We start from the raw sequence: 23,876 nt of genomic DNA, 5'->3' as shown, positions 1-23,876 counted from the left end.
GGCCGCTACTTGTAATTTTTAGCGCGACAGTAACGTCACCAGTTGGTCGAATCGGTTGTTCGCGACCCAGCCCAGCAATCCGATTACCACTGCCGCCGCACCGGCCATATAGGCAAGTCGGTGTCGAACCGCCTTGACGTCGGTGCGGATTTCATCCATGTCCCTGCGGATGTACTTGAGGTGGGTTTCCAGTTCAACGACGCGCGGTTCCAAATCAGTTCCTCCAGCAGGGTTACTGCAGCTTTTTCCTTCGTTTTGCTCATCGGCTCGTTCACCACAGAAGGGTACGAACTGCCGGAGCGATACCTTGTTTTCATGGCTATGCATGGGGCGTTTCTCCCCGGCAAACATGATTTTTCCCGCGATCAAGCGGACCTCTACAGGCCGTGGCATATCCGTCCATGGGCAACACATCCTTCTAAATGATCGATTTTTTGTTTCAACGTAACCTGATGCCAAGGTGTCTCAATATGACTAGAGGGTCAATTGAACGGATTCGCCAAGACTTGTAAGAAAATTCCTTGAATAAGGAAATCCCTGAGAGAAGCCGTGCGGTTTTTTGTGGCAACGAAAGGCGAACCGTGGGTTTTTTATAAAGATTGAACGAATCCGGGCTTTTTCGGCTGCGCGGGCGGTCTCATTTCCTGAACCTTTCCAATGACGGAGACAACGATGAGCAAAGGCAAGGCGCTATTGATCCTGCACGGTAAGCAGGCGCTCAACGAAGAGGTTCGCGCGGCAGTGATGCTAAAGCGCAAACAAGGCTGGGATCTGGCGGTTCGGCTGACGTGGGAAGCCGGCGATGCCCAGCGATGTGTCGAGGAAGCACTGGACGCCGGTTACACGCAACTGATCGCTGGCGGCGGCGACGGAACCTTGCGCGACATCGCCGAGGCCATCGCCCTGCAGGCTGGTGACGCCAGCCTGGTGTTGCTGCCGCTGGGCACTGCCAATGATTTTTCTCGGGCAGCGGGGATTCCGCTGGACCCGGAGCAGGCCCTTGATCTACTCGATGTCGAGCCCCGGGCGGTTGATCTGGGCGAGGTCGGTGGACGGATCTTCCTCAACATGGCCACCGGCGGTTTCGGCAGCCAGGTCACTGCGAATACTTCCGAGGACCTTAAAAAGGTCCTTGGCGGTGCCGCCTATCTGTTTACCGGCCTTTCACGATTCAGTGAGCTGAGTGCTGCCTATGGCGAGCTGCAGGGGCCCGGTTTTCATTGGCGTGGCGATCTGTTGGCGTTGGGTATAGGCAATGGTCGGCAGGCCGGAGGGGGCCATGTGCTGTGCCCTGAGGCGCTGGCCGACGATGGGTTGCTCGATATAAGCATCCTGCCCGCACCTCAGGAAGTAGTCAGTACCCTCAGGGATCTGTTGTCCGGCGGGCTGGGTATCGACAACATGTTCGTACGGGCGCGCTTGCCATGGGTGGAAATCAAGGTAGCCCAAGGCCTGGATATCAATCTGGATGGCGAACCCTTGGAGGTCGATGAGCTGCGTTTCACAGTGCGGCCCAAGGCGTTGCGCGTGCACTTGCCATCGGATTCGCCTCTATTGGGATCTTCGGGCCTGCTCAGTCGTCCAGGCTGATAATCTGCTCGCGTACCGCAAATAGCACCAGCCCCGCGACATCATGGATTTGCAGGCGCTTCATGATCTGGGCTCGGTGGGTTTCTACGGTCTTGATGCTCAGGCTCAGGCCGTTGGCGATTTCCCGGGTGGATTTGCCGCGAACGATCAACCGCAGGATCTCCAATTGGCGAGCGGTCAGGTTATGGGTCTGGGCTGGATCGGGTTGGTGTTTTTGCACACGGGTCAATGCTTGGTTGATCACGGTATGGGCGATGGCCGGGCTAAGGTAGCGCTCGTTATTGCGCAGGGCATCCAGGGCGTGTTCCAGCTCGGTGGCTGTGGTGTCTTTGAGCAGATAACCATGGGCTCCGGATTCCAGCGCCTGCATGATCAGCGCGGGATCGGTGTGCATGGACAGGATCAACACCTTGCTCTGGGGACGCGCTTGCTTGAGTTGCTGCAAGGCTTGCAGGCCGCTGGTATCTTTCATCGAAATATCCAGCAGCACGATATCCGGATCGAGTCGCTCCACCAGTTCCAATAGCTGTGCGCCGTCGTTGGCTTCGCCGATGACGGCGTAGCCAGGCAGATCCAGGACAAGGGCGCGCACCCCGGCCCGGATCAGCGAGTGGTCATCTACCAAAAGCAAATTACAAGTCAATGGAGAACCTTATTCTTGCTGGCCCGTTCCAGGGTGCGAGGCGCCCAGGGAATGCGAGCTTCGATATGCGTGCCTTTTCCGGCCTCGCTGGTAACCTTGAGGGTGCCGCCCAGTTGTGCGACTCGCTCCGCCATCCCGGCCATGCCGCGTTGCCCTTCGCGGGCGGGATGGGTGGCCGGGACGAATCCCTGGCCGTCATCACTGATCAACAACGTAAGACCCTCGGGCAGGCGTTGCAGGCGTACCAGGAGATTCGTCGCCTGGGCATGGCGCAGGATGTTGGTGACCGCTTCCTGGGTGATGCGGAAGGCGGCGACCGTCATTTCTTCCGGTATGCCGGTCATGCGCTGCTGACAGTCCAGGCTCCAATTCACCGGCGTATTGGCCAGCGTCTTGAGCAGGTGCGCGCGCAGGCTGGCTTCGAGTCCCAGGCTGGTCAGCTGTCTCGGGTTGAGAATGGCCGACACGTCCCGCACTTTATTCAGGGTTTCGTCCAGCGTCTCGCAGAGCACGGAACATTGGCTTTGCAAATCTTCCGGCATGCGGCGTTTGAGCCATTCGCTTTGCAGCTTTGCCGCGGTCAGTAATTGCCCGATGTCGTCGTGCAGTTCGCGGCTGAGTCGATGGCGCTCGTTTTCCTGGACTTCGAGCAGCCGATCCGCCAGTTCCTGCGGTTGGAACTTGATGGACTTTCGCGACAGCCGATAGTGGATCCAGACACAGGCAAGGGCCGCGACATTCAACGCCAGCAAGCTCAACGGCACGGTAACGGCCGTCAAGTAGGCCAGCAGGCAGCCGAGGGTCGAGCAGATGCACAGCAGCAACGTGAACCGGCGGGCGTTTTCTCGGGAGGGTGGCCAGGATATAAGTGACTTGAAGCTGGCGTACATAGCGGATGGAGCCAATGGATGTTCGCTGCGGGCAGGCCGGTCAGCGCATCTGACGGGCCGGGTCGGGTAAACGTTTCAGGTCGGGGACGGCTTCAGTTGGCGGCGGCTGTTCGAAGCGACTGACGCGAGACATAGTACCACTTCAAATATCGTTGGTCGCGTTCGGCTTGGCGGCTGCAATGCCCAGCGAGCCGGACACCTGATCGCGAGCCGTAACGAGCGGTTTCAGGCTTGTTTCTGAGCGAAGGGGACCACTGCCAAGGAGCGCGGTGGTTGTAATACCTCGCAAGGACTTTGGCCTACCTGAAAAGCAAATGCTTCGATCAGAGAGGTCTGTTCGCTGTTGTCCAGGCCCAGCTTGCCGGTGGTGTGGTCGACCAGTTCCAGTTGCCAGGCCATCAGTGTGAAACAATCTTTCAGCGCGTCCAGCGCTTGATCGTGCAGCTCCATGTGATGTTGCGCATGAGTGAGCAAGCCATGGATGTGCAGCGAAAACTCCGAAACGGCCTCCAACGCCAAGGCATCGGCCTTGTTTGCCAGCTTCAGCAAGGTGCTGAGCATGCAATCAATGGCGTCCTTGTCGTTGTTGATCAATTGCAGGTGGCTCAGGCATTCTTCTGACTTGGCCAAGAGCGTCTCGGCTTCAATCAGGAACTCGGGAAGGCGCTGGCTCCAGTTCTTGCGATCGTTCGGCATGCTTATCTCCACAACATCATGTCAGGCGAAAGTGATCGCGTGTGGCGAACGGCTGGGTCTCATGACCGACAACGAGCGACGGCGCGTCGCCAGCCTCTGCCGCTCGGCCAACGCCGGCTCGCAAACGATTGCACCGGCAAGCTCGGCCGAACGACTGGAAGTCCGATGTCCTACGGTCGCGCACAAGGGCCTGACTCCATTCAGCAATGAGAATGGCGTCACATTAATGGCTATTGGATAGCGGGAATATCAGGTTAGACCTGATTGTGCCTAGGGGAATCCCTTAGGCAGGGGAACTTTGCACGCAAACCGAAGTCGCGCAGCGAGAAAAATTACGGGTAGAGACGGGAAGCCAGTAAAGCATGATGTTAATGTGACATCAATGCCCCTCGCAGCTATTTCATGTCGGGGTCAAGAAACGGCTCATGCAGCCGATAAAGCCTTTACAGGATTCATCCGAACAAGCCCAGGAGTCATCGATGGCCGGCATTCTCGACACAGTAGATCAACGAACCCAACTGGTGGGTGAGAATCGCCTGGAAATTCTCATGTTTCGCCTGGCAGGGCGGCAGTTGTTCGCCATCAACGTTTTCAAGGTCCAGGAAGTGTTGCAGCTGCCGAAGCTGACGTTGATGCCCCAGCGCCATCCGTTCGTCTGTGGCGTGGTCAATCTGCGGGGCCAGACGTTGCCGGTCATCGACCTGTCCCAGGCCATCGGCATGCGTCCGCTGGTGCCGGGACCGAACAGCACCATCATCGTCACCGAGTACAACCGCTCGGTCCAGGCGTTTTTGGTGGGTGGCGTGGACCGCATCGTCAACATGAACTGGGAAGCCATCCTGCCGCCTCCGACCAGCGCCGGCCGAGAGCATTACCTGACGGCCATCAGCAAGGTGGACGACCAGTTGGTGGAGATCATCGACGTGGAAAAAGTCCTCGCCGAAATCGTGCCTTACAACGCCAAGGTGTCCCGGGAAAAACTCGAGGATCCGGTATTGGAGCGCGCCCGCGGTCGTGAAGTATTGCTGGTCGACGACTCCAATGTCGCGCTTTCCCAGTTGCGTGACACCCTGGGCCAGTTGGGCGTGAAGATGCACATCGCCAGCGATGGCCTGAAGGCGTTGAACATGCTCAAGGCGTGGGCGGATACAGGGGAGGTCATGACGGACAAGTTGCTGATGATTTTCACCGACGCGGAAATGCCGGAGATGGATGGCTATCGCCTGACCACCGAAATCCGTAACGACCCGCGCCTGCGCGCGCTCTACGTGGTATTGCACACCTCACTGTCCGGCAGCTTCAACGACTCGATGGTGAAGAAGGTCGGCTGTGACAACTTCCTCTCCAAATTCCAGCCGGACAAGCTGGTCGATGTGGTGCGTCAGCGGTTGATGCTCGACCACGGCTGATCGAGGTTTGCTTCGACAGTCGGCTCGTATAAGGTTGCGTTTTTTCGCCACCAGGGAAGTTGACCATGTTGCGGCTGAGCGCGCTGTACCGTTATCCGTTGAAGTCCGGCAAGGGCCAGCTGCTGCAAGGGATTGGCCTGGACAAGCTCGGGCTCGACGGTGATCGGCGCTGGATGCTGGTGGACGAGGCCAACGGACGGTTCCTGACCCAGCGAGCCGTGGCAAAAATGAGCCAGCTCTCGGCTGTGTGGAACGAGGCGGGTGGTCTGACCCTCAGCGCGCCGGGCCACGGCACCATCGAGGTGCCGCTGCCGTCCGCCGGCGAAGAACAACGGCGCGGCGTGATCATCTGGCGTGACACCTTGCGCGTGCCGGATGCAGGCGACGAGGCGGCGGCCTGGGTCAGCGGATTCATCGGCAATCCCACCCGGTTGGTCCATGTGCCGGTGGAGTTGGCTCGCACCACGGCGGCCGGCTACGGCAAGGACGACGACAAGGTCGCCTTCGCCGATGGATTTCCGCTGCTGCTGATTGGCCAGGCCTCTTTGCAGGATTTATCGAGCAAGGTCGGTCGCCCGCTGGAAATGCTGCGCTTTCGTCCCAACCTGGTGATCGAAGGCAGCGAGGCGTTCGCCGAGGATGGCTGGAAGCGCATTCGCATAGGCGAGGTGGAGTTCCGGGTGGTCAAGCCGTGCTCGCGCTGCATCATGACAACGGTCGATCCGCATACGGGCGAACGTGATCCGAAGCGTGAGCCTTTCGCGACATTGCAGCAGTATCGTTCGACCCCGGATGGCGCGATGTTCGGCCAGAATCTGGTCAACGACGGCGATGGCAGCCTTGAAGTCGGCATGCCGGTCGAAGTGCTGGAATAAAGAACCCTTGAATAAAAATGCCCGTGCCATTGGACACGGGCATTTTTGGTTACGCCGACGCCATTACCTCGTCACAGATGAGTGACGCGTCCGCGCCGTCGGTTCAGCCGCGATATTCACACAGGTAAGCCGTGTCGACGGTCACTTTGAGCTGGAATTTGCTGTTGGCCGGGACATTGAACTGGCTGCCAGCGGCAAAGGTTTCCCAGTCGGTGCTGTCGGGCAGCTTAACCGTCAGGGCGCCGGAAACGACGTGCATGATTTCCCGCTGGGCGGTGCCGAATTCGTATTCGCCCGGTGCCATGACGCCGATGGTCGCGGGACCTTCGGCAGTGCCGAAGGCGATCGACTTGACGGTGCCGTCGAAGTACTCGTTGACTTTGAACATGGGCGATTCCTCAAGAAAGGGCTGAAAAAGGCCGGCCAGTATGCACAAGGCCACAACCGTCGTCATCTGTCGCGCCGGACCCTACGGTCAGGCTGTGAGCACCAGGGGCAACAGTCTCGCCGTGTTGCGGGCGTCCTCCAGCGCGCGGTGCTGTTGCCCACAAAATTGCATTCCGGCCAGCTGTAGCGCCCCATTGAGCCCCAAGGGGCGCTCCAGCCGACGGGCCTTGGCAAAGCGTTGCTTGAGATTCATATGCGGTACCTGGTCGAGAATGCTGTGCAATTGCTGCTGCTGCCATTCCTGAAGCAATTGCTTGCGATCGTAGTCGCCCCAACTGACCCAGCCTTCAAGGCTTGCGTGATAGGGCGCCAGCCAATGTTCGAACGCTGGCCAGACTCCGGCAAGCGGTGCTGCGCTGTCGACGTTGGCCTGGCTGATGTGCGTCAACTGGCGACAAAAAGACGTGAGCAATGGTCGCCTCAAAGGCCGGACAAACCTCTGGAAATGATCCACTTCCCGGCCATCTCGATTCACCAGGGTGGCGCCGATTTCGATAATTTCCATTTCGGTTACCGGCCAGCCACCTTCATCGGTCGTGGCCTCCAGATCAATCACCAGCCATTGAGGCATTGCAAGGTTCCTGGTATCGGCGTGTTGATGGGTTTGAGCGTAGCCAAACCCGGCATATCCGCCTAGTCCTGTCTTGTTTTGCAATATTGCGCCGATCCGCTGGCATGCTTGATCCGGACGACCGCGCCCGAGCGCTTGCCTGGCTGCCCCGGTCAGCTTAAATTGCCCGCGCCACCTGGATTTGCTGAAGTGGCCCGCGTTGGCCGATCAACGGTAGGAGAGAGTGGGTGGACGAGCGAAAAGCCCTGCGCGTGATGCGTGAGCTGGTCGACAACGGGCAACTGACCGATCCGGACAGCGCACGCGGCAAATTGCTTCAAACCGCCGCTCACCTGTTTCGCAACAAAGGCTTTGAACGCACCACCGTGCGCGACCTCGCGAGCGCCGTTGGCATTCAATCAGGGAGCATTTTCCATCACTTCAAAAGCAAGGACGAGATCCTGCGGGCGGTGATGGAGGAAACCATCCGCTACAACACCGCGTTGATGCGCGCGGCGCTCGCCGAAGGTGGCAGCGTGCGCGAGCGAGTGTTGGCGCTGATCCGCTGCGAACTGCAATCGATCATGGGCGGTACCGGCGAGGCGATGGCGGTGCTGGTCTATGAATGGCGCTCCTTATCCGAAGAAGGGCAGAGACAAGTGCTGGCCCTGCGTGATATCTACGAAGCTGTGTGGCTCGAGGTCTTGGGCGAGGCCAGGGATGCCGGGTATATTCGCGGGGACGTGTCGATCATGCGGCGCCTCCTTACCGGGGCGTTGTCCTGGACCTCCACCTGGTTTCGCGCCGAAGGCAGCCTGAGTCTCGATGAATTGGCCGAGCAGGCGCTGATCCTGGTGCTGAAAGAACAACAATAATCGAACTCAGGCGTAAGGGCCACGCGGTTGGCTGAGCGGCTGCAACCGCCCGGCATCATTGTATTGATGGGAATTCTTGGGGAGTGGGTTATCTTGATTTTTTCGCCAATGGGGATGACCTCGCGTGTTCTGCTGGCCGCTCTGACCCTTTTGTTGATGCTGCCTGTCGAGGCGGCGCAATTGGTCCGGATCGGCGCGGCACATTTTCCACCTTATACCGTTCGTCCCGAGAATGGTGCCGACACTGGGCTGCTGCCGCAACTGGTGGAGGCGTTGAATCGATCGCAGGCCGATTACCAGTTCGTCCTGGTGCCCACATCGATCCCACGCCGTTTCAATGACTTCAAGCAAGGCCGGGTCGACATGGCCATTTTCGAGAATCCGGACTGGGGCTGGCAGGATGTGCCCCATACGCTGGTGGACATGGGCCTGGAAGATGCGGAGATCTTCGTAACGCAGAAACTGCCGGATCGCCAGCAGAGCTATTTCGAAGACCTTCGAGGCAAGCGGCTGGCATTGTTCAGCGGCTATCACTACGCCTTTGCGCAGTTCAACTCAGACCCCAAATTCCTCATCGGCCAGTTCAACGCCACGTTGACCTATTCCCATGACAGCAATCTGCAAATGATGTTGCGCGGGCGTGCGGACATCGCGTTGGTGACCCGTTCGTACCTCAGCGATTATCTGTTGCGCAGTCCCCAGCTCGCTTCCCAGTTGCTGGTCTCCGAGCGTATCGACCAGGTTTATCACCATTACGCGCTGATCCGACCGCAGGCGCCCATTTCTGCCGAGGCGTTTGGTCGATTGCTGCAGAAATTGCGGGAGGACGGCCAGCTCCTGGCGATTTTCAAGCCCTACCAAATCGAGCTGGTGCCGACCCACGCCCACTGAATGCGTGACTAAATTTCCCCTTCCGGCTCACGTCACCCGTTGACTACCGACGAATACGCGAGCCCCTTCGATGTCTCACTTCAATCCTGCGACGACGCTTCCCTTGCCTGGTGGCCGTAGTCTCGGCGCCGATGAAACAGAACGCCACCTCAGCCTGATGCTCGAGGACACGCCGCTGGTCCGGTTGCGCCTGGAGCGCGGTCCCCAGTTACATGTGCATTTGCAGGAACCCAATGATCGGCCTGTAGGTCCGGCGCTCTGGGCGGCTTGCTATTGGTTGTTTGCCAGGGATCCGGGGTGCCAGCAACTGGTCTGGCACCTCGATGAACGTCCAGGCGAGGCACTGCTCAGCGGCTTGCTGGTGGGCACCTCGCAGCCCAACGAATACCTGTGCGAGCGCACGCTGTTCTGGCAATTGCCGCAGCCCTGGCTGGGCGAATCGTTCAGCGGCAGTTATCCGCAGCAGATGATCATCACCGATGGCAAGCGCCATCCTCGCCGACCCGTCAAGCCACGAGGCGAGGTGTATCGGCGTTTCGACGCACGCCTGGGGGCGTGGGTGTCCTTGCGAACCCTGGAAATCGAGCATGACCTGACGCGCTTCAACCGCTGGCAGAACAGCCCGCGAGTGGCCAGTTTCTGGCAGGAAGAGGGCAGCCTGGAGCAGCATCGCCAATACCTGACCAAACTGCAGCACGACCCTCGGGTCCTGACGCTGATCGGCTGTTTCGATGAGCAGCCATTTGCCTATTTCGAAGCCTATTGGGCCAAGGAAGATCGAATCGCGCCGTTCTATGAAGCGAGCGACTACGACCGCGGTATCCATATGCTGGTCGGCGAGGAGCAGCACCGCGGCCCGCACAAGGTGGCGAGCTGGCTGTCGGCGCTGGTCCATTACCTGTTTCTCGATGACCCGCGCACTCAACGAGTGGTGGCCGAGCCTCGCGCCGATAACGCGCGGATGATCGGGCATTTGCATAACCAGTGCTTTCATTGCGAGAAAGAATTCGATTTCCCGCACAAGCGAGCGGCGCTGATGATCCTGGGACGCGAGCGGTTTTTTGAGCGGTGTTCGTTGGTGTAGGCCTTGAAGCCTCATCGCGGGCTTGCTCGCGATGAGGCTGAACAACTACCGATGATCAGCGTCGGGCGAAGGTGTCCGCACGAACCCCTGAGACCTTGCGGCAATGCACCAGGGCGTCGCGGATCATGAAGTTGACCAAGGTCGGCGAGACCCCCAGTTCCTTGGCGATGTCCTTCTGCGGCACGCCGTGCAAGCGGTACATCTCGAAGGCGTAGCGGGTACGGCTGGGCAACTCGGTCAGCGCCTCGGCAATGTGCTCCAGCGTGGAAAAATTAATGTGCGAGGTCTCCGGCGAAGCACCCTGGATCACCACGTTCAATCCTTCCTCCTCCGGCCCCGAGTATTTCTGTTCAAGCGCCTGCTTGCGGTAATGATCGATCGCCAGGTTGCGCACGATCTGGAACAGGTAGCTGAGCTGGGCCTTGAAAGATGAGGTGATCTGTGGCGCCGATTGCAATCGGAAAAACGCATCCTGGACGACGTCTTCGGCGCGGGACCGGCAACCGGTTATACGCGCGGCGATCTTGACCAGGATTGTTCGGTTATCGACGAATGCTTGAAGTAGCGGTGAGTCGCACCTGCTTGTGGATACTTGTTCCGTCATGGAATTCACCTTGCTGCAAATAGTTAGCAGGACGACGGGTCCATCGGACCTGTCCTACACATCGACGGCCAAATTAGGCTTAATGATAATTATTGTCAATTGAGAAGAAGAATTATTGATGAGCGGAAGTCCAGCTTGAACGCTGCGACCCTTTGTCGCTCTGCGCAACGGTCAAGCGGTCTGTTGCGAAGGGTCGGCGACTAATTATTTGCCGGCGCTATCCGTTCCCATGGGTGACAACTTGCAAGCCGAATTCAGGCAGGAACCCCCCATGACCGACGCGTTCGAACTTCCCAGCACCCTGGCTCATGCCCTCCAGCGCCGCGCCGCGTTGACGCCGGACCGGGTGGCCTTGCGCTTCCTCGCCGACACCCCGCAGCAGAGCGTGGTGCTGAGTTATCGCGACCTGGATCTGCGCGCCCGGACCATCGCCGCCGCCTTGCAGGCCGAGTGCGACGCCGGTGATCGAGCGGTGCTGCTGTTTCCCAGCGGCCCGGATTACGTCGCGGCGTTCTTTGGTTGCCTGTACGCCGGTGTGATCGCCGTGCCGGCCTATCCGCCGGAGTCCACGCGTCGCCATCACCAGGAGCGGCTGCTGTCGATCATCGCTGACGCCGAACCACGGTTATTGCTGACCAGCGCTGACTTGCGTGACACCTTGCAGGCCATCGAATCGGCACCGCCGGTGTTGTGCGTCGACGCCCTCGACCCGGCCCGCGCCGGAGAATGGTTGGCGCCGGACCTGCAAGACGATGACATCGCGTTCCTGCAATACACTTCCGGCTCCACCGCGTTGCCCAAGGGTGTGCAAGTCAGCCATGGCAACCTGGTAGCCAATGAATTATTGATTCGTCATGGCTTCGGCATTGATGTGAATCCCGACGACGTCATCGTCAGTTGGCTGCCGCTGTATCACGACATGGGCCTTATCGGCGGTTTGCTGCAGCCGATCTTCAGTGGCGTGCCCTGCGTGCTGATGTCACCGGCTTATTTCCTCGCTCGACCGTTGCGCTGGCTCGAAGCGATCAGCGAGTACGGCGGCACCATCAGCGGCGGCCCGGACTTCGCCTATCGGCTGTGCAGCGAACGCGTTAGCGAATCAGCCTTGAGCCGCCTCGACCTGAGCGGTTGGCGCGTGGCCTATTCCGGCTCCGAACCGATCCGCCTCGACAGCCTGGAGCGCTTCGCCGAAAAGTTCGCCCCGTGCGGCTTTACCCCCGACAGCTTCATGGCGTCCTACGGGCTGGCCGAAGCGACCTTGTTCGTCGCCGGTACGCCGCGGAGTCGAGGCATTCCTGCGATGCGGATGGACGACGCGGCATTGGCGCAAAACCGCGCCGAACCGGGGCAGGGCAACGCGGTGATGAGTTGTGGCGTGAGCCAGCCGGGTCATGCGGTGCTGATCGTCGAGCCCTCCACGTTGCAGCCGCTGGCCGACAGTCGGGTCGGCGAAGTCTGGGCCGCCGGGCCGAGCATCGCCCACGGTTACTGGCGCAATCCCGAGGCCAGCGCCAGGACCTTTGTCCAGCATGACGGTCGCACGTGGCTGCGTACCGGCGACTTGGGTTTTGTACGTGACGGCGAGCTGTTTATCACCGGCCGCCTGAAGGACATGCTGATCGTGCGTGGCCATAACCTTTATCCACAGGACATCGAGCAAACCATCGAGCGCGAAGTGGAGGTGGTGCGCAAAGGACGGGTCGCCGCTTTTGCAGTCGACGACAACGGCGAAGAAGGCATTGGCATCGCAGCGGAAATCAGCCGCGGCGTGCAGAAAATTCTCCCGCCCGAAGCCCTGATCAAAGCGATTCGCCAGGCTGTGGCCGACAGCTGCCAACAAGCACCCAGCGTCGTGGTGCTGCTCAATCCGGGCGCGTTGCCGAAGACCTCCAGCGGGAAACTGCAGCGTTCGGCGTGTCGCGCCCGGTTGGCGGATGGCAGCCTCGACAGCTATGCGCTGTTCCCCTCGACCGAAGGGCAAACGGTCGATGAGCCTGCGTCTTCGTCCGAGCTTCAGGCCTTGATCGGCCAGCTCTGGTGCGAGCAATTGCAGGTCGACCAAGTGAGCGGCGACGACCATTTCTTCCTGTTGGGCGGCAATTCCATTGTCGCTACCCAAGTCATCGCTCGGCTGCGCGAAACCCTGGGCCTGGAACTCAGCCTGCGCATGCTTTTCGAAGCCCCGACCCTGGATGCTTTCGCCGCAGCAGTGGCAAACCTGCAACAGGACGGCGGCCTGGCTCAAGGCCTGATCAAGCCGTTGTCCCGCGCCGAAGCGCTGCCACAATCCCTGGCCCAGAACCGCTTGTGGCTGACCTGGCAGTTGGACCCTTCGAGCTGCGCCTACAACATTCCCGGCGCCGTGCACTTGCGCGGTGAGCTTGACGAGGACGCATTGCGCGCCAGCTTCCAGCAACTGGTCGAACGCCACGAGTCCCTGCGCACGCGGTTTCTGGAACGTGACGGGGTAGCCTTGCAACAGATTGACCCGGCCGGTGAGTTCAACCTTCAGGTGATCGACCTCAGCGACGTGCCCGCCGACCAGCGCGAAGCCCGTGCGCTGCAGATCCGTGAAGACGAAGCGGCCACCCGATTCGATCTGGAAAAGGGACCGCTGCTCAAGGTCACCTTGTTGCACCTGGACGAAGACGAGCATCAATTGCTGGTAACGATGCATCACATCATCGCCGACGGCTGGTCGATGAGCGTGTTGATCGATGAATTCTCGCGGTTGTACGCCGCTGCGTCCCAGGGACAGGTGGCGGAACTGGTGCCGTTGCCGTTGCAATATGCCGACTACGGCAGTTGGCAGCGGCAGTGGCTCGCCCAAGGCGAAGCCGAACGCCAATTGGAATACTGGAAACAGCAGTTGGGTGATGAGCATCCGCCCCTGGCGCTGAGCACCGATCATCCGCGCAATGCCCAGCAGCGTCGCAGCGCCGCGCGCCACAGCGTGCGTCTGGACAAGGACCTCGGCGAGGCCCTGCGCCAGGTCGCCCAGGCTCATGACGCGACGCTGTTCATGCTGTTGCTGGCGGGTTTGCAAGCATTATTGCAGCGCTACACCGGCCAATCCGACATCCGCATCGGCGTGCCCAACGCCAATCGCCCGCGCCTGGAAATCCAAGGACTGATCGGCTTCTTCATCAACACCCAGGTGCTGCGCGCGCAAACCGATGCGCGCCAGCCGTTCGCCGCGCTGCTGGCCGAGGCCCGGGAGGCCACGCTGGGTGCCCAGGCTCATCAGGACCTGCCTTTCGAACAACTGCTCGAAGCGTTCCCCCAGGCCCGCGAGCAAGGCCTGTTCCAAGTGATGTTCAATCACCAGCAGCGGGACCTGGGTGCGTTGCGGCGTCTGCCCGGACTGCTGGCCGACGAGTTGCCGTGGCACAGCCGCGAAGCCAAATTCGACCTGCAATTGCACAGCGAAGAAGACCGCAACGGTCGGCTGATGCTGTCGTTCGATTACGCGGACGAACTGTTCGAAGCGGCGACCATCGCGCGCTTGGCCGAGCATTTCTGCAACCTGTTGCGATCCGTCTGCAGCGACCCGCAGCAGGCCATCGGTGATGTGCCGTTGTTGAGTGCCGAGGAACTCGCCCAGCAACGGCGTTGGGAAGCTGCGCCCTGTGGACCCGCCGCGCAGTGGCTGCCGGAACTGCTGAATGAACAAGCCCGCCGCACCCCGCAACGCACCGCGCTGCAGTGGGACGGTGGTTCGCTGGACTACGCCGAGCTGCACGCCCAGGCCAATCGGCTGGCACATTACCTGCGCGACAAAGGCGTCGGCCCCGACGTGTGCGTGGCGATCGCCGCCGAGCGTTCGGCGCCATTGCTCATCGGCGTGCTGGCGATCATCAAGGCCGGCGGCGCTTACGTGCCGCTGGATATCGATTACCCGAGCGAACGCCTGGCCTACATGCTCCAGGACAGCGGCGTCGATTTGCTGCTGACCCAGACCGCATTGCTCGAACGCTTGCCGGCCTGCGAGGGCGTCAGCGTCATCGCCATGGACGCCCTGCACTTGGAGCAATGGCCGAGCAATCCACCGGGCCTGCACTTGCACGGCGATCACTTGGCCTACGTGATTTATACCTCCGGCTCGACCGGTCAACCCAAAGGCGTCGGCAATACCCACGCCGCCCTGGCTGAGCGCTTGCAATGGATGCAAGCCGCCTATGGGTTGGATGAAAGCGACGTGCTGATGCAAAAGGCGCCGATCAGTTTCGACGTGTCGGTGTGGGAGTGCTTCTGGCCGCTGGTCACCGGCAGCCAATTGGTACTGGCCGGGCCAGGCGAACACCGCGATCCGCACCGCATTGCGCAGTTGGTCGAGCGGTTTGGCGTGACCACGTTGCATTTCGTGCCGCCGCTGCTCAGCCTGTTCGTCGACGAACCGTTGAGCGCCCGCTGCACGAGCCTGCGGCGGATTTTTTCCGGCGGTGAAGCCCTGCCGGCCGAGTTGCGCAACCGGGTGTTGGCGCAACTGCCGTCGACGCAGTTGCACAACCGCTACGGCCCGACTGAAACCGCCATCAACGTCACCCATTGGCACTGCACCGAAGCCGATGGCGAGCGCTCGCCGATTGGCCGGCCGTTAGCCAATGTGCTGTGCCGGGTGCTCGACGCTGAGCTCAATCCCGTGCCGATTGGTGTGCCGGGCGAGCTGTGCATCGGTGGCCTGGGCCTGGCCCGGGGTTACCTGGGACGTCCGGGCCTGACGGCCGAGCGTTTCATTGTCGATCCGCAAGGGCTGGCGGGCGCGCGGTTGTACCGTACCGGTGACCGGGCGCGGTGGGGCGCCGATGGCGTAATCGAATACCTTGGCCGTCTCGACCAGCAGGTCAAGCTGCGCGGTTTTCGGGTCGAGCCACAGGAAATCGAGGCCCGACTGCTGGCCCAGCTTGGCGTCGCCCAAGCGGCGGTGCTGGTGCGGGACACGGCGGCCGGCCCGCAGTTGATCGGCTACTACACGACCGACGCGGCCCATGAAGACGAAAGCGCCCAGGCCACGCGCCTGAAGACCACCCTGGCCGCCGAGCTTCCGGAGTACATGGTGCCTGCGCAACTGCTGCGCCTGGACGCCATGCCGTTGAGCCCAAGCGGTAAGCTCGACCGCCGCGCCTTGCCCGAGCCGCAATGGCAGGTGCGCGAGCACGTCGAGCCGACCAGCGCACTCCAACAGCAGATCGCCGGCATCTGGCGCGATGTGCTGGGGCTTGCGCGCATTGGCCTGCGGGACGATTTTTTTGCCCTGGGCGGTCATTCGTTGCTGGCGACCCAGATCATTTCCCGCACCCGTCAGGTTTGCGACGTCGAGCTGCCATTGCGGGCATTGTTCGAGGCCAGTGAGCTGGGGGCTTTCGCCGAACAGGTGCGCTTGATCCAGGCCAGCGGCCAGACCAACCGCCAGCCGCCCATCGAGAAAGTCGACCGCAGCCAACCGGTGCCGCTGTCCTATTCCCAGCAGCGCATGTGGTTCCTCTGGCAGATGGAGCCGGACAGCCCGGCCTACAACGTCGGCGGCATGGCGCGGTTGCGCGGGGTGCTGGACGTCGGGCGTTTCGAAGCAGCCTTGCACGCGTTGCTCCTGCGCCACGAAACCCTGCGCACCACGTTCCCGAGCATCGACGGCGTGGCCCGCCAGCAGGTGCACGGCGAGGCAGGCCTGCGCATGGACTGGAAGGACTTCTCGATGCTCGACGCCGATATTCGCCAGCAGCGCGTGCAGCAACTGGCGGACAGCGAGGCCCACGAGCCCTTCAATCTGGAAACCGGGCCGCTGCTGCGGGCCTGCCTGGTCAAGACCGCCGAGCATGAGCATTACTTTGTGCTGACGCTGCACCACATCGTCACCGAAGGTTGGGCGATGGACATCTTTGCCAGAGAGCTGAGCGCGCTGTACGAAGCCTTCGTCGATGACCGCGAATCGCCGCTGGAGCCTTTGCCGGTGCAGTACTTGGACTACAGCGTCTGGCAGCGCCAATGGCTGGAGTCCGGCGAGCGCCAGCGACAGCTGGATTACTGGACCGCGCAATTGGGCCGCGAACATCCGCTGCTGGAACTGCCGGCGGACCGCCCGCGTCCACCGGTGCAAAGCCATCGTGGCGAGTTGTTCCGCTTTGACCTCAGCGATGAGCTGGCCGCGCGCGTACGTGCCTTCAATGCCGATCGTGGCTTGACCTTGTTCATGACCATGACCGCTGCCCTGGCCGTGTTGCTCTATCGCTACAGCGGCCAGACCGACCTGCGTATTGGCGCGCCGGTGGCCAACCGCATTCGTCCGGAAAGCGAAGGGCTGATCGGCGCGTTCCTCAACACCCAAGTGTTGCGCTGCCAGCTCGACGGGCAGATGTCGGTGGGCGAATTGTTCGAGCAAGTTCGCCACACCGTGATCGAAGGGCAGTCCCACCAGGACTTGCCGTTCGACCATCTGGTGGAAGCCTTGCAACCGCCGCGCAGTGCGGCGTACAACCCGCTGTTCCAGGTGATGTGCAACGTGCAGCGCTGGGAATTCCAGCAGAGTCGCACGTTGGCTGGCATGAGCGTTGACTACTTGGTCAACGACGCCCGCGCGACCAAGTTCGACCTGAACCTGGAAGTCACCGACCTCGACCATCGGCTGGGTTGCTGCCTGACTTACAGCACTGACCTGTTCGACGAACCGCGCATTGCGCGCATGGCCGGGCACTGGCGCAATCTGTTGGAAGCGTTGCTGGTCGATCCGTCCCGGCGACTGAGTGAACTGCCGCTGCTGGACGCGAGCGAGCAACGGCAGCTCTTCGACAGCCTCGGCGAGGAGGCGGGTGAACATCGCCTGGATCAATGCATCCACCCGCTGTTCACTGAGCAGGCCCAGGCGCGCCCGGAAGCGCCGGCCCTGACCTTCGCCGGCCAGACCCTGACCTACGCCGAACTCGAAGGCCGGGCCAATCGCCTGGCCTGGATGTTGCGCGAACGTGGCGTCGGGCCGCAGGTGCGGGTGGGCCTGGCGCTGGAGCGCTCGCTGGAAATGGTCGTCGGCCTATTGGCGATTCTCAAGGCGGGCGGCGCCTACGTGCCGCTGGATCCGGAATATCCGCTGGACCGCTTGCATTACATGATCGAAGACAGCGGCGTCGGCCTGTTGCTCAGCGACCGGGCCATGTTCGAGGTCCTTGGTCCATTGCCGGAGGGCGTGCAGCGCTGGTGCCTGGAAGACGATTCGGCGGCCCTGGCGCAATACGCGGATCACGCGCCGGCGCTGATCAACCTGCCGCAACATCAGGCCTATTTGATCTATACCTCCGGTTCCACCGGCAAGCCCAAGGGCGTGGTGGTCTCCCACGGTGAAATCGCCATGCATTGCCGAGCGGTGATCCAGCGCTTCGGCATGCGCCCGGACGATTGCGAACTGCATTTCTATTCCATCAACTTCGATGCCGCCACCGAGCGCCTGCTGGTGCCGTTGCTCAGTGGCGCCCATGTGGTGCTGCGCGCCCAGGGCCAGTGGGACGCCGAGGAGATTTGCGGGTTGATTCGCCAGCACCGCATCAACATCCTCGGCTTCACGCCCAGCTACGGCAGCCAGTTGGCGCAATGGCTGGCGAGCCAGGGGCAAACGTTGCCGGTGCGCATGTGCATCACCGGTGGCGAAGCCCTGACCGGCGAGCACTTGCAGCGCATCCGCGCCGCCTTCAATCCGAGCCTGTTTTTCAATGCCTATGGGCCGACCGAAACCGTGGTAATGCCGCTGGCGAGCCTGGCCCCGGAACGGCTGGAGGAGGGCGCGGGCAGCGTGCCGATTGGCAGGGTGATTGGCGCTCGGGTGGCCTACATTCTCGACGCCGACCTGGCGCTGGTGCCGCAAGGTGCCACGGGCGAGTTGTATGTCGGTGGCGCCGGCCTGGCCCAGGGTTATCACCAGCGCCCGGGCATGACCGCCGAGCGTTTTGTCGCCGACCCGTTTACCGCCGATGGCGGACGGCTGTACCGCACCGGCGACCTGGTACGCCAGCGCGCCGACGGCCAGGTCGAATACCTGGGCCGAATCGACCACCAAGTGAAAATCCGCGGTTTCCGCATCGAGCTGGGGGAAATCGAAAACCGTCTGCTGGAACACGACGCCGTGCGCGAGGCCGTGGTGTTGGCCCTCGATCTGCCGGGTGGCAAGCAACTGGCCGGTTACCTGGCCACCGACATCGCCGAACAGGACTCGGTGCAACAAGCGGCCTTGCGCGAAACCCTGAAACATCACCTCAAGGCGCAACTGCCCGAGTACATGGTGCCTACCCACCTGATCCTGCTGGCGAGCATGCCGCTGACCGCCAACGGCAAACTCGATCGGCGCGCCCTGCCGATGCCGGATCCGGAACTCAACCGCCAACACTACGTGGCGCCGAGCAACGCCTTGGAGCAGTCGCTGGTGACGACCTGGTGCGACGTGCTCAACGTGAAACAGGTCGGCCTCAACGACAACTTCTTCGAGCTGGGGGGCGATTCGATCCTCTCGATCCAGGTCGTCAGTCGAGCCCGACAGCAGGGCATACACTTCACTCCGCGTGATCTGTTCCAGCATCAGACCGTGCAGGCCCTGGCCGCCATAGCTACCCGCAGCGAGCAGGTGTGCGCCGAGCAGGGCTTGTTGAGCGGTGAGTCCGGGCTGACGCCGATCCAGCATTGGTTCTTTGACCGCCCGATCCCCAACCGTCATCACTGGAACCAGGCGCTGTTGCTGGAGCCGGCGATGCCCCTGGAGCCGCGTTACCTGGAACAGGCATTGCGTGCCGTTTTCGAGCGCCATGATGCCTTGCGCCTGGGCTTTGGCTGCATCGCGGAGCATTGGCGCGCGGAGCATCAACCGCTGTTCGACGGCGCGCTGTTGCAGCATCTGTCGATGGCGTCGCCGCAAGCCTGCGAAGGGATATTTGCCCAGGCGCAACGCAGCTTTGACCTGGCCAGAGGACCGCTGCTGCGCGCCGTGCTGGCGGACATGCCCGACGGTCGGCAACGGTTGCTGATCGCCATCCATCACTTGGTGGTGGACGGTGTGTCATGGCGGGTATTGATGGACGATCTGCAAACCGCCTACCGCCAAGTCGTGGACGGGCAAGCGCCGCAGTTACCGGCCAAGACCAGCCCGTTTCGAGATTGGTCGGCGCGCTTGCAGGCCTACGCTGGCAGCGAATCCTTGCGTGAGGAGTTGGGCTGGTGGCAAAGCCAACTGAGTGGCCCGGACGTGGCGCTGCCTTGCACGCGTGCCGATGGTGGACAACAGGAGCGTCACGCGCAAACCGTCAGCGTGCGCCTGGACGCGGAGCGCACCCGCCAGCTGTTGCAACAGGCGCCGAGCGCCTACCGCACCCAGGTCAACGACTTGCTGCTCACGGCGCTGGCTCGTGTGCTGTGTCGCCGCACCGGTCATGCATCGGCGCTGATCCAGCTTGAAGGCCACGGCCGCGAAGCACTGTTCGATGACATCGACCTGACGCGCACCGTGGGCTGGTTCACCAGTGTCTATCCGCTGCGGCTGAGCCCTGGGGGGGACGATCTCGGCACCTCGGTCAAAGCCATCAAGGAACAACTGCGCGCCGTGCCCCACAAAGGCCTCGGTTATGGCGTGCTGCGTTACCTGGCCGACACGACCACCCGTGAAGCCATGGCCGCCTTGCCGCAAGCGGCGATCACCTTCAACTACCTCGGCCAGCTTGATCGTACCCTCGGCCAGGAGGCGTTGTTCCGGCCCCTCGATGCACCACTGGGGCCGATTCACGACCCTGACGCGCCACTGCCCAACGAACTGAGCGTCGACGGCCAGGTCAGCGGCGGTGAATTGGTGCTGCGCTGGACCTTCAGCGCCGAGCGCCATGACCGCCAAGCCATCGCCGCGCTGGCCGATGCCTACCTCGACGAGTTACAGCGCCTGATCGAGCATTGCCTCACGGACGAGGCGGGCGGCCTGACGCCGTCGGATTTCCCACTGGCGAAACTGACCCAGGCCCAGCTCGACAACCTGCCGGTGCCGGCCGCGCAGATCGAAGACGTTTATCCGCTGACGCCGATGCAGGAAGGCATGTTGCTGCACACGTTGCTGGAGCCGGGCACGGGCCTGTATTACATGCAGGACCGTTACCGCATCAACAGCGAACTGGACCCACAGCGTTTCGCCCAGGCCTGGCAGGCGGTCATCGCCCGCCACGAAGCCTTGCGTGCTTCGTTCTGCTGGAACGTCGGCGAAGACATGCTGCAAGTCATCCACAAGCCCGGCCGCACGCCGGTGGACTGTCTCGATTGGACGCAGGTCCCCGAGAATGAGCAGGAACCCAAGCTCCAGGCGTTGCTCAAGCAGGAGCGCGAGGCCGGTTTCGATCTGTTGAACGAGGCACCGTTCCACCTGCGATTGATCCGGGTCGGCGCGGCGCGCTACTGGTTCATGATGAGCAATCACCACATCCTCATCGATGCCTGGTGCCGTTCGCTGCTGATGGACGATTTCTTCGAGATCTACACCGCCCTCGGTGAGCATCGTGAGCCCCTGCTGGCCGTGCCGCCGCGCTATCGCGACTACATCGGCTGGTTGCAACGCCAGAGCCTGGCCGAAGCCCGGCAGTGGTGGCAGCGCAACCTGCAAGGCTTTGAACGGACCACGCCGATCCCCGGCGACCGGCCGTTCCTGCGCGAGCACGCCGGTGATAGCGGCGGCATGGTGGTCGGCGACTGCTACACGCGGCTCGACGCCCGGGATGGCGCGCGATTGCGCGAGCTGGCCCAGGCCCATCAGTTGACTGTGAACACCTTCGCCCAGGCGGCGTGGGCCCTGGTGCTGCGCCGGGTCAGTGGTGATCGCGACGTATTGTTCGGCGTGACCGTGGCCGGGCGCCCGGTGGAGATGCCGCAGATGCAGCGCACGGTGGGGCTGTTCATCAACAGCGTGGCCTTGCGGGTGCAGATCCCGGGCGACGACCAGCGCTGCAGCGTGCGCCAGTGGCTCAACGGGTTGCTGGACAGCAACATGCAATTGCGCGAGTACGAATACCTGCCGCTGGTGAGCATCCAGGAAGCCAGTGAACTGCCCAAGGGCCAGCCGCTGTTCGACAGCCTCTTCGTGTTCGAAAACGCGCCGGTGGAAGTCTCGGTGCTGGACCGCGCCCAAAGTCTCAATGCTACGTCGGACTCGGGCCGCACCCACACCAATTTCCCCCTGACGGCGGTCTGCTATCCGGGCGATGACCTGGGGCTGCACCTGTCCTACGACCAACGTTATTTCGACGAGTCCACCGTCCTTGGTCTGCTCGGCGAGTTCAAGCGATTGCTGCTGGCGTTGATCGACGGTTTCCACGGTGACATGGCCGAGCTGCCGCTGATCGGCGCCCAGGAGCGGGACTTTCTGGTCGAAGGCTGCAACCAGAGCGAGCGCGACTATCCGTTGGAGCGCAGTTACGTCGAGCTGTTCGAGGCCCAGGTGGCGGCTCATCCGCAACGCGTCGCCGCCAGTTGCCTGGAGGACCGCTGCACCTACGCCGAGTTGAATGAACGCAGCAACCGCCTCGGCCATGCGCTGATCGCCGCCGGCGTCGGTCTCGATCAGCCCGTGGCGCTGCTGGCCGAACGGAACCTGGATCTGTTGGGCATGATCATCGGCAGTTTCAAGGCCGGCGGCGGTTACCTGCCCCTGGACCCGGGCCTGCCGAGCCAGCGCTTGAGCCGCATCATCGAACTGAGCCGAACGCCGCTGCTGGTTTGCACCCGCGCCTGTGAGGAGCAGGCGCTGGCATTGCTGGATGAGTTCGCCTGTGCCGGCCGGCCAAAGCTGCTGGTCTGGGAGAACGTCCAGGCCAGCGATGTGTCGCTGGACAATCCCGGCGTCCACAGCGGACCGGACAACCTGGCTTACGTGATCTACACCTCGGGTTCCACGGGGTTGCCCAAAGGCGTCATGGTGCAACAGCGCGGCATGCTCAATAACCAGCTCAGCAAAGTGCCGTACCTGGCGCTGGACGAGACGGACGTGATTGCCCAGACGGCGTCCCAGAGTTTCGACATTTCGGTGTGGCAGTTCCTCGCCGCGCCGTTGTTCGGCGCTCGGGTGGACATCGTGCCCAACGCCGTCGCCCATGACCCACAAGGGCTGCTGGACCATGTGCAACGCCAGGACATCACGGTGCTGGAAAGCGTGCCGTCACTGATCCAAGGCATGCTCACCCACGACCGCATCGGCCTCGATGGTCTGCGCTGGATGCTGCCGACCGGCGAGGCGATGCCTCCGGAGCTTGCTCACCAATGGCTGTTGCGTTACCCGGATATCGGCCTGGTGAATGCCTACGGTCCGGCTGAATGTTCCGATGACGTCGCGTTCTTCCGCGTCGACATGGCCTCGACCCGTGGCACTTACCTGCCCATCGGCACACCCACCGACAACAACCGTTTGTACCTGCTCGACGGCGCGCTGGAACTGGTGCCACTGGGCGCGGTGGGCGAGTTGTGTGTTGCCGGGACCGGGGTCGGGCGTGGCTATGTCAGCGATCCGTTGCGCACCGCGCCGGTGTTCGTGCCCAACCCGTTCGGCGCACCCGGGGAGCGCCTGTACCGCACCGGCGACCTGGCGCGACGTCGCAGCGACGGCGTGCTGGAATACGTGGGACGCATCGATCACCAGGTGAAGATTCGTGGCTACCGCATCGAACTTGGGGAAATCGAAGCGCGGCTGCACGAGCAACCGGAAATCCGCGACGGCGCGGTGGGCGTGCAGGAGGGCACCCACGGCAAGCATCTGGTGGGCTACCTGGTTGCCGCCGACTCGACGCCGAACCCGACTGAACGCCTGGAACGCATCAAACAACGGCTGCGCGCTGAGCTGCCGGAATACATGGTCCCGCTGCACTGGTTATGGCTCGACCGGCTGCCCCTCAACGCTAACGGCAAACTGGATCGCAAGGCCTTGCCGGCCCTGGAGATTGGCCAGTTGCAAAGCCAGGATTATCAAGCCCCTCGCAGCGATCTGGAGCAGACCCTGGCGGACATCTGGGCCGAGGTGCTGAAGGTCGAGCGGGTGGGGATACGCGATAACTTCTTCGAGCTGGGCGGGCATTCGTTGCTGGCGACGCAAATTGCCTCGCGTGTGCAAAAAGCCCTGCAACGCAACGTGCCGCTCCGTGCCATGTTCGAGTGCAGCACGGTGCAGGAACTGGCCGAATACATCGAAGGGCTGGCGGCCAGCGAAATCACCGAGGAGAAAGCGGATCGGTTGAATGATTTGATGGCAGAGTTGGAAGGATTGTAGTTTTGCGGCGTCTATAAGGACCCCATCGCGAGCTGGCTGCACAAGCAGGGCAACCCCGTGGTTG

Annotated in this window: 14 protein-coding genes; 7 read left to right on the top strand and 7 right to left on the bottom strand. The window is 62.1% G+C overall.

Annotated features, from left to right (window positions below; genetic code table 11):
* Positions 1–18: 18 nt before the first annotated feature.
* A complete protein-coding gene (locus HU762_RS26725) occupies positions 19–327 on the bottom strand; it encodes a hypothetical protein (protein ID WP_238340377.1) in 309 nt (102 codons plus the stop codon).
* Between the two features lie 345 nt (positions 328–672).
* Between HU762_RS26725 and yegS the strand changes: the two genes are divergently transcribed.
* Positions 673–1,590, top strand: a complete 918-nt coding sequence (gene yegS / locus HU762_RS11635; protein WP_186636784.1) for a lipid kinase YegS — start codon at positions 673–675, stop codon at positions 1,588–1,590.
* Here the strand turns inward: yegS and HU762_RS11630 are convergent.
* From HU762_RS11630 to HU762_RS11620, 3 genes are all read right to left on the bottom strand, one after another.
* Positions 1,574–2,233, bottom strand: a complete 660-nt coding sequence (locus HU762_RS11630; RefSeq protein ID WP_186636770.1) for a response regulator transcription factor — start codon at positions 2,231–2,233, stop codon at positions 1,574–1,576. The genes yegS and HU762_RS11630 overlap by 17 nt on opposite strands.
* Entirely contained in the window at positions 2,230–3,123 is an 894-nt protein-coding gene (locus HU762_RS11625) for a sensor histidine kinase (protein ID WP_186636856.1), read from the bottom strand. Before HU762_RS11625 ends, HU762_RS11630 begins: the two co-directional genes overlap by 4 nt.
* Before the next feature lie 225 nt (positions 3,124–3,348).
* Entirely contained in the window at positions 3,349–3,819 is a 471-nt protein-coding gene (locus HU762_RS11620) for a hypothetical protein (RefSeq protein WP_186636767.1), read from the bottom strand.
* A 479-nt stretch (positions 3,820–4,298) separates the two neighbouring features.
* Here HU762_RS11620 and HU762_RS11615 point away from each other — a divergent pair, with 479 nt between their 5' ends.
* Together HU762_RS11615 and HU762_RS11610 are read left to right on the top strand one after the other, a co-directional pair.
* A complete protein-coding gene (locus HU762_RS11615) occupies positions 4,299–5,228 on the top strand; it encodes a chemotaxis protein CheV (protein WP_186636764.1) in 930 nt (309 codons plus the stop codon).
* Between the two features lie 65 nt (positions 5,229–5,293).
* Complete coding sequence (locus tag HU762_RS11610; RefSeq protein ID WP_186636761.1) at positions 5,294–6,103, top strand: MOSC domain-containing protein; 810 nt, start codon at positions 5,294–5,296, stop codon at positions 6,101–6,103.
* Between the two features lie 103 nt (positions 6,104–6,206).
* On the opposite strand, the gene HU762_RS11605 is transcribed toward HU762_RS11610, so the two are convergent.
* Both HU762_RS11605 and HU762_RS11600 read right to left on the bottom strand, forming a co-directional pair.
* Entirely contained in the window at positions 6,207–6,491 is a 285-nt protein-coding gene (locus HU762_RS11605) for a pyrimidine/purine nucleoside phosphorylase (protein WP_186636758.1), read from the bottom strand.
* Positions 6,492–6,578: 87 nt separating this feature from the next.
* Complete coding sequence (locus HU762_RS11600; protein WP_186636755.1) at positions 6,579–7,121, bottom strand: exonuclease domain-containing protein; 543 nt, start codon at positions 7,119–7,121, stop codon at positions 6,579–6,581.
* 227 nt (positions 7,122–7,348) lie between these two features.
* On the opposite strand from HU762_RS11600, the gene HU762_RS11595 reads away from it, so the two are divergent.
* The 3 genes from HU762_RS11595 (at position 7,349) to HU762_RS11585 (ending at position 9,950) form a co-directional block, all read left to right on the top strand.
* On the top strand, positions 7,349–7,975 hold the full coding sequence (locus tag HU762_RS11595; RefSeq protein WP_186636752.1) for a TetR/AcrR family transcriptional regulator: 627 nt from the start codon (positions 7,349–7,351) through the stop codon (positions 7,973–7,975).
* A 114-nt stretch (positions 7,976–8,089) separates the two neighbouring features.
* Entirely contained in the window at positions 8,090–8,866 is a 777-nt protein-coding gene (locus HU762_RS11590; RefSeq protein ID WP_186636750.1) for a transporter substrate-binding domain-containing protein, read from the top strand.
* Positions 8,867–8,936: 70 nt separating this feature from the next.
* Complete coding sequence (locus tag HU762_RS11585) at positions 8,937–9,950, top strand: GNAT family N-acetyltransferase (protein WP_186636748.1); 1,014 nt, start codon at positions 8,937–8,939, stop codon at positions 9,948–9,950.
* A gap of 55 nt (positions 9,951–10,005) precedes the next feature.
* Here HU762_RS11585 and HU762_RS11580 read toward each other — a convergent pair whose 3' ends face one another.
* A complete protein-coding gene (locus HU762_RS11580; RefSeq protein ID WP_186636745.1) occupies positions 10,006–10,554 on the bottom strand; it encodes an RNA polymerase factor sigma-70 in 549 nt (182 codons plus the stop codon).
* Positions 10,555–10,825: 271 nt separating this feature from the next.
* Here HU762_RS11580 and HU762_RS11575 point away from each other — a divergent pair, with 271 nt between their 5' ends.
* Entirely contained in the window at positions 10,826–23,812 is a 12,987-nt protein-coding gene (locus tag HU762_RS11575) for a non-ribosomal peptide synthetase (RefSeq protein WP_186636742.1), read from the top strand.
* The last annotated feature ends 64 nt before the right edge of the window (positions 23,813–23,876 follow it).

It is taken from the genome of Pseudomonas sp. SWRI92 (assembly GCF_014268685.1).
Taxonomy (GTDB): Bacteria; Pseudomonadota; Gammaproteobacteria; order Pseudomonadales; family Pseudomonadaceae; genus Aquipseudomonas; species Aquipseudomonas marvdashtae.
This window is presented reverse-complemented; position numbering and strand designations above follow the sequence as displayed.

Excerpts from the sequence above, each read along its gene's own strand:
- yegS (WP_186636784.1), top strand. The coding sequence starts at position 673 with ATGAGCAAAGGCAAGGCGCTATTGATCCTGCACGGTAAGCAGGCGCTC.
- HU762_RS11575 (WP_186636742.1), top strand. The coding sequence starts at position 10,826 with ATGACCGACGCGTTCGAACTTCCCAGCACCCTGGCTCATGCCCTCCAG.
- HU762_RS11590 (WP_186636750.1), top strand. The coding sequence starts at position 8,090 with ATGACCTCGCGTGTTCTGCTGGCCGCTCTGACCCTTTTGTTGATGCTG.
- HU762_RS11585 (WP_186636748.1), top strand. The coding sequence starts at position 8,937 with ATGTCTCACTTCAATCCTGCGACGACGCTTCCCTTGCCTGGTGGCCGT.
- HU762_RS11580 (WP_186636745.1), bottom strand. The coding sequence starts at position 10,554 with ATGACGGAACAAGTATCCACAAGCAGGTGCGACTCACCGCTACTTCAA.
- HU762_RS11615 (WP_186636764.1), top strand. The coding sequence starts at position 4,299 with ATGGCCGGCATTCTCGACACAGTAGATCAACGAACCCAACTGGTGGGT.
- HU762_RS11600 (WP_186636755.1), bottom strand. The coding sequence starts at position 7,121 with ATGCCTCAATGGCTGGTGATTGATCTGGAGGCCACGACCGATGAAGGT.
- HU762_RS26725 (WP_238340377.1), bottom strand. The coding sequence starts at position 327 with ATGCATAGCCATGAAAACAAGGTATCGCTCCGGCAGTTCGTACCCTTC.
- HU762_RS11620 (WP_186636767.1), bottom strand. The coding sequence starts at position 3,819 with ATGCCGAACGATCGCAAGAACTGGAGCCAGCGCCTTCCCGAGTTCCTG.
- HU762_RS11605 (WP_186636758.1), bottom strand. The coding sequence starts at position 6,491 with ATGTTCAAAGTCAACGAGTACTTCGACGGCACCGTCAAGTCGATCGCC.
- HU762_RS11625 (WP_186636856.1), bottom strand. The coding sequence starts at position 3,123 with ATGTACGCCAGCTTCAAGTCACTTATATCCTGGCCACCCTCCCGAGAA.
- HU762_RS11610 (WP_186636761.1), top strand. The coding sequence starts at position 5,294 with ATGTTGCGGCTGAGCGCGCTGTACCGTTATCCGTTGAAGTCCGGCAAG.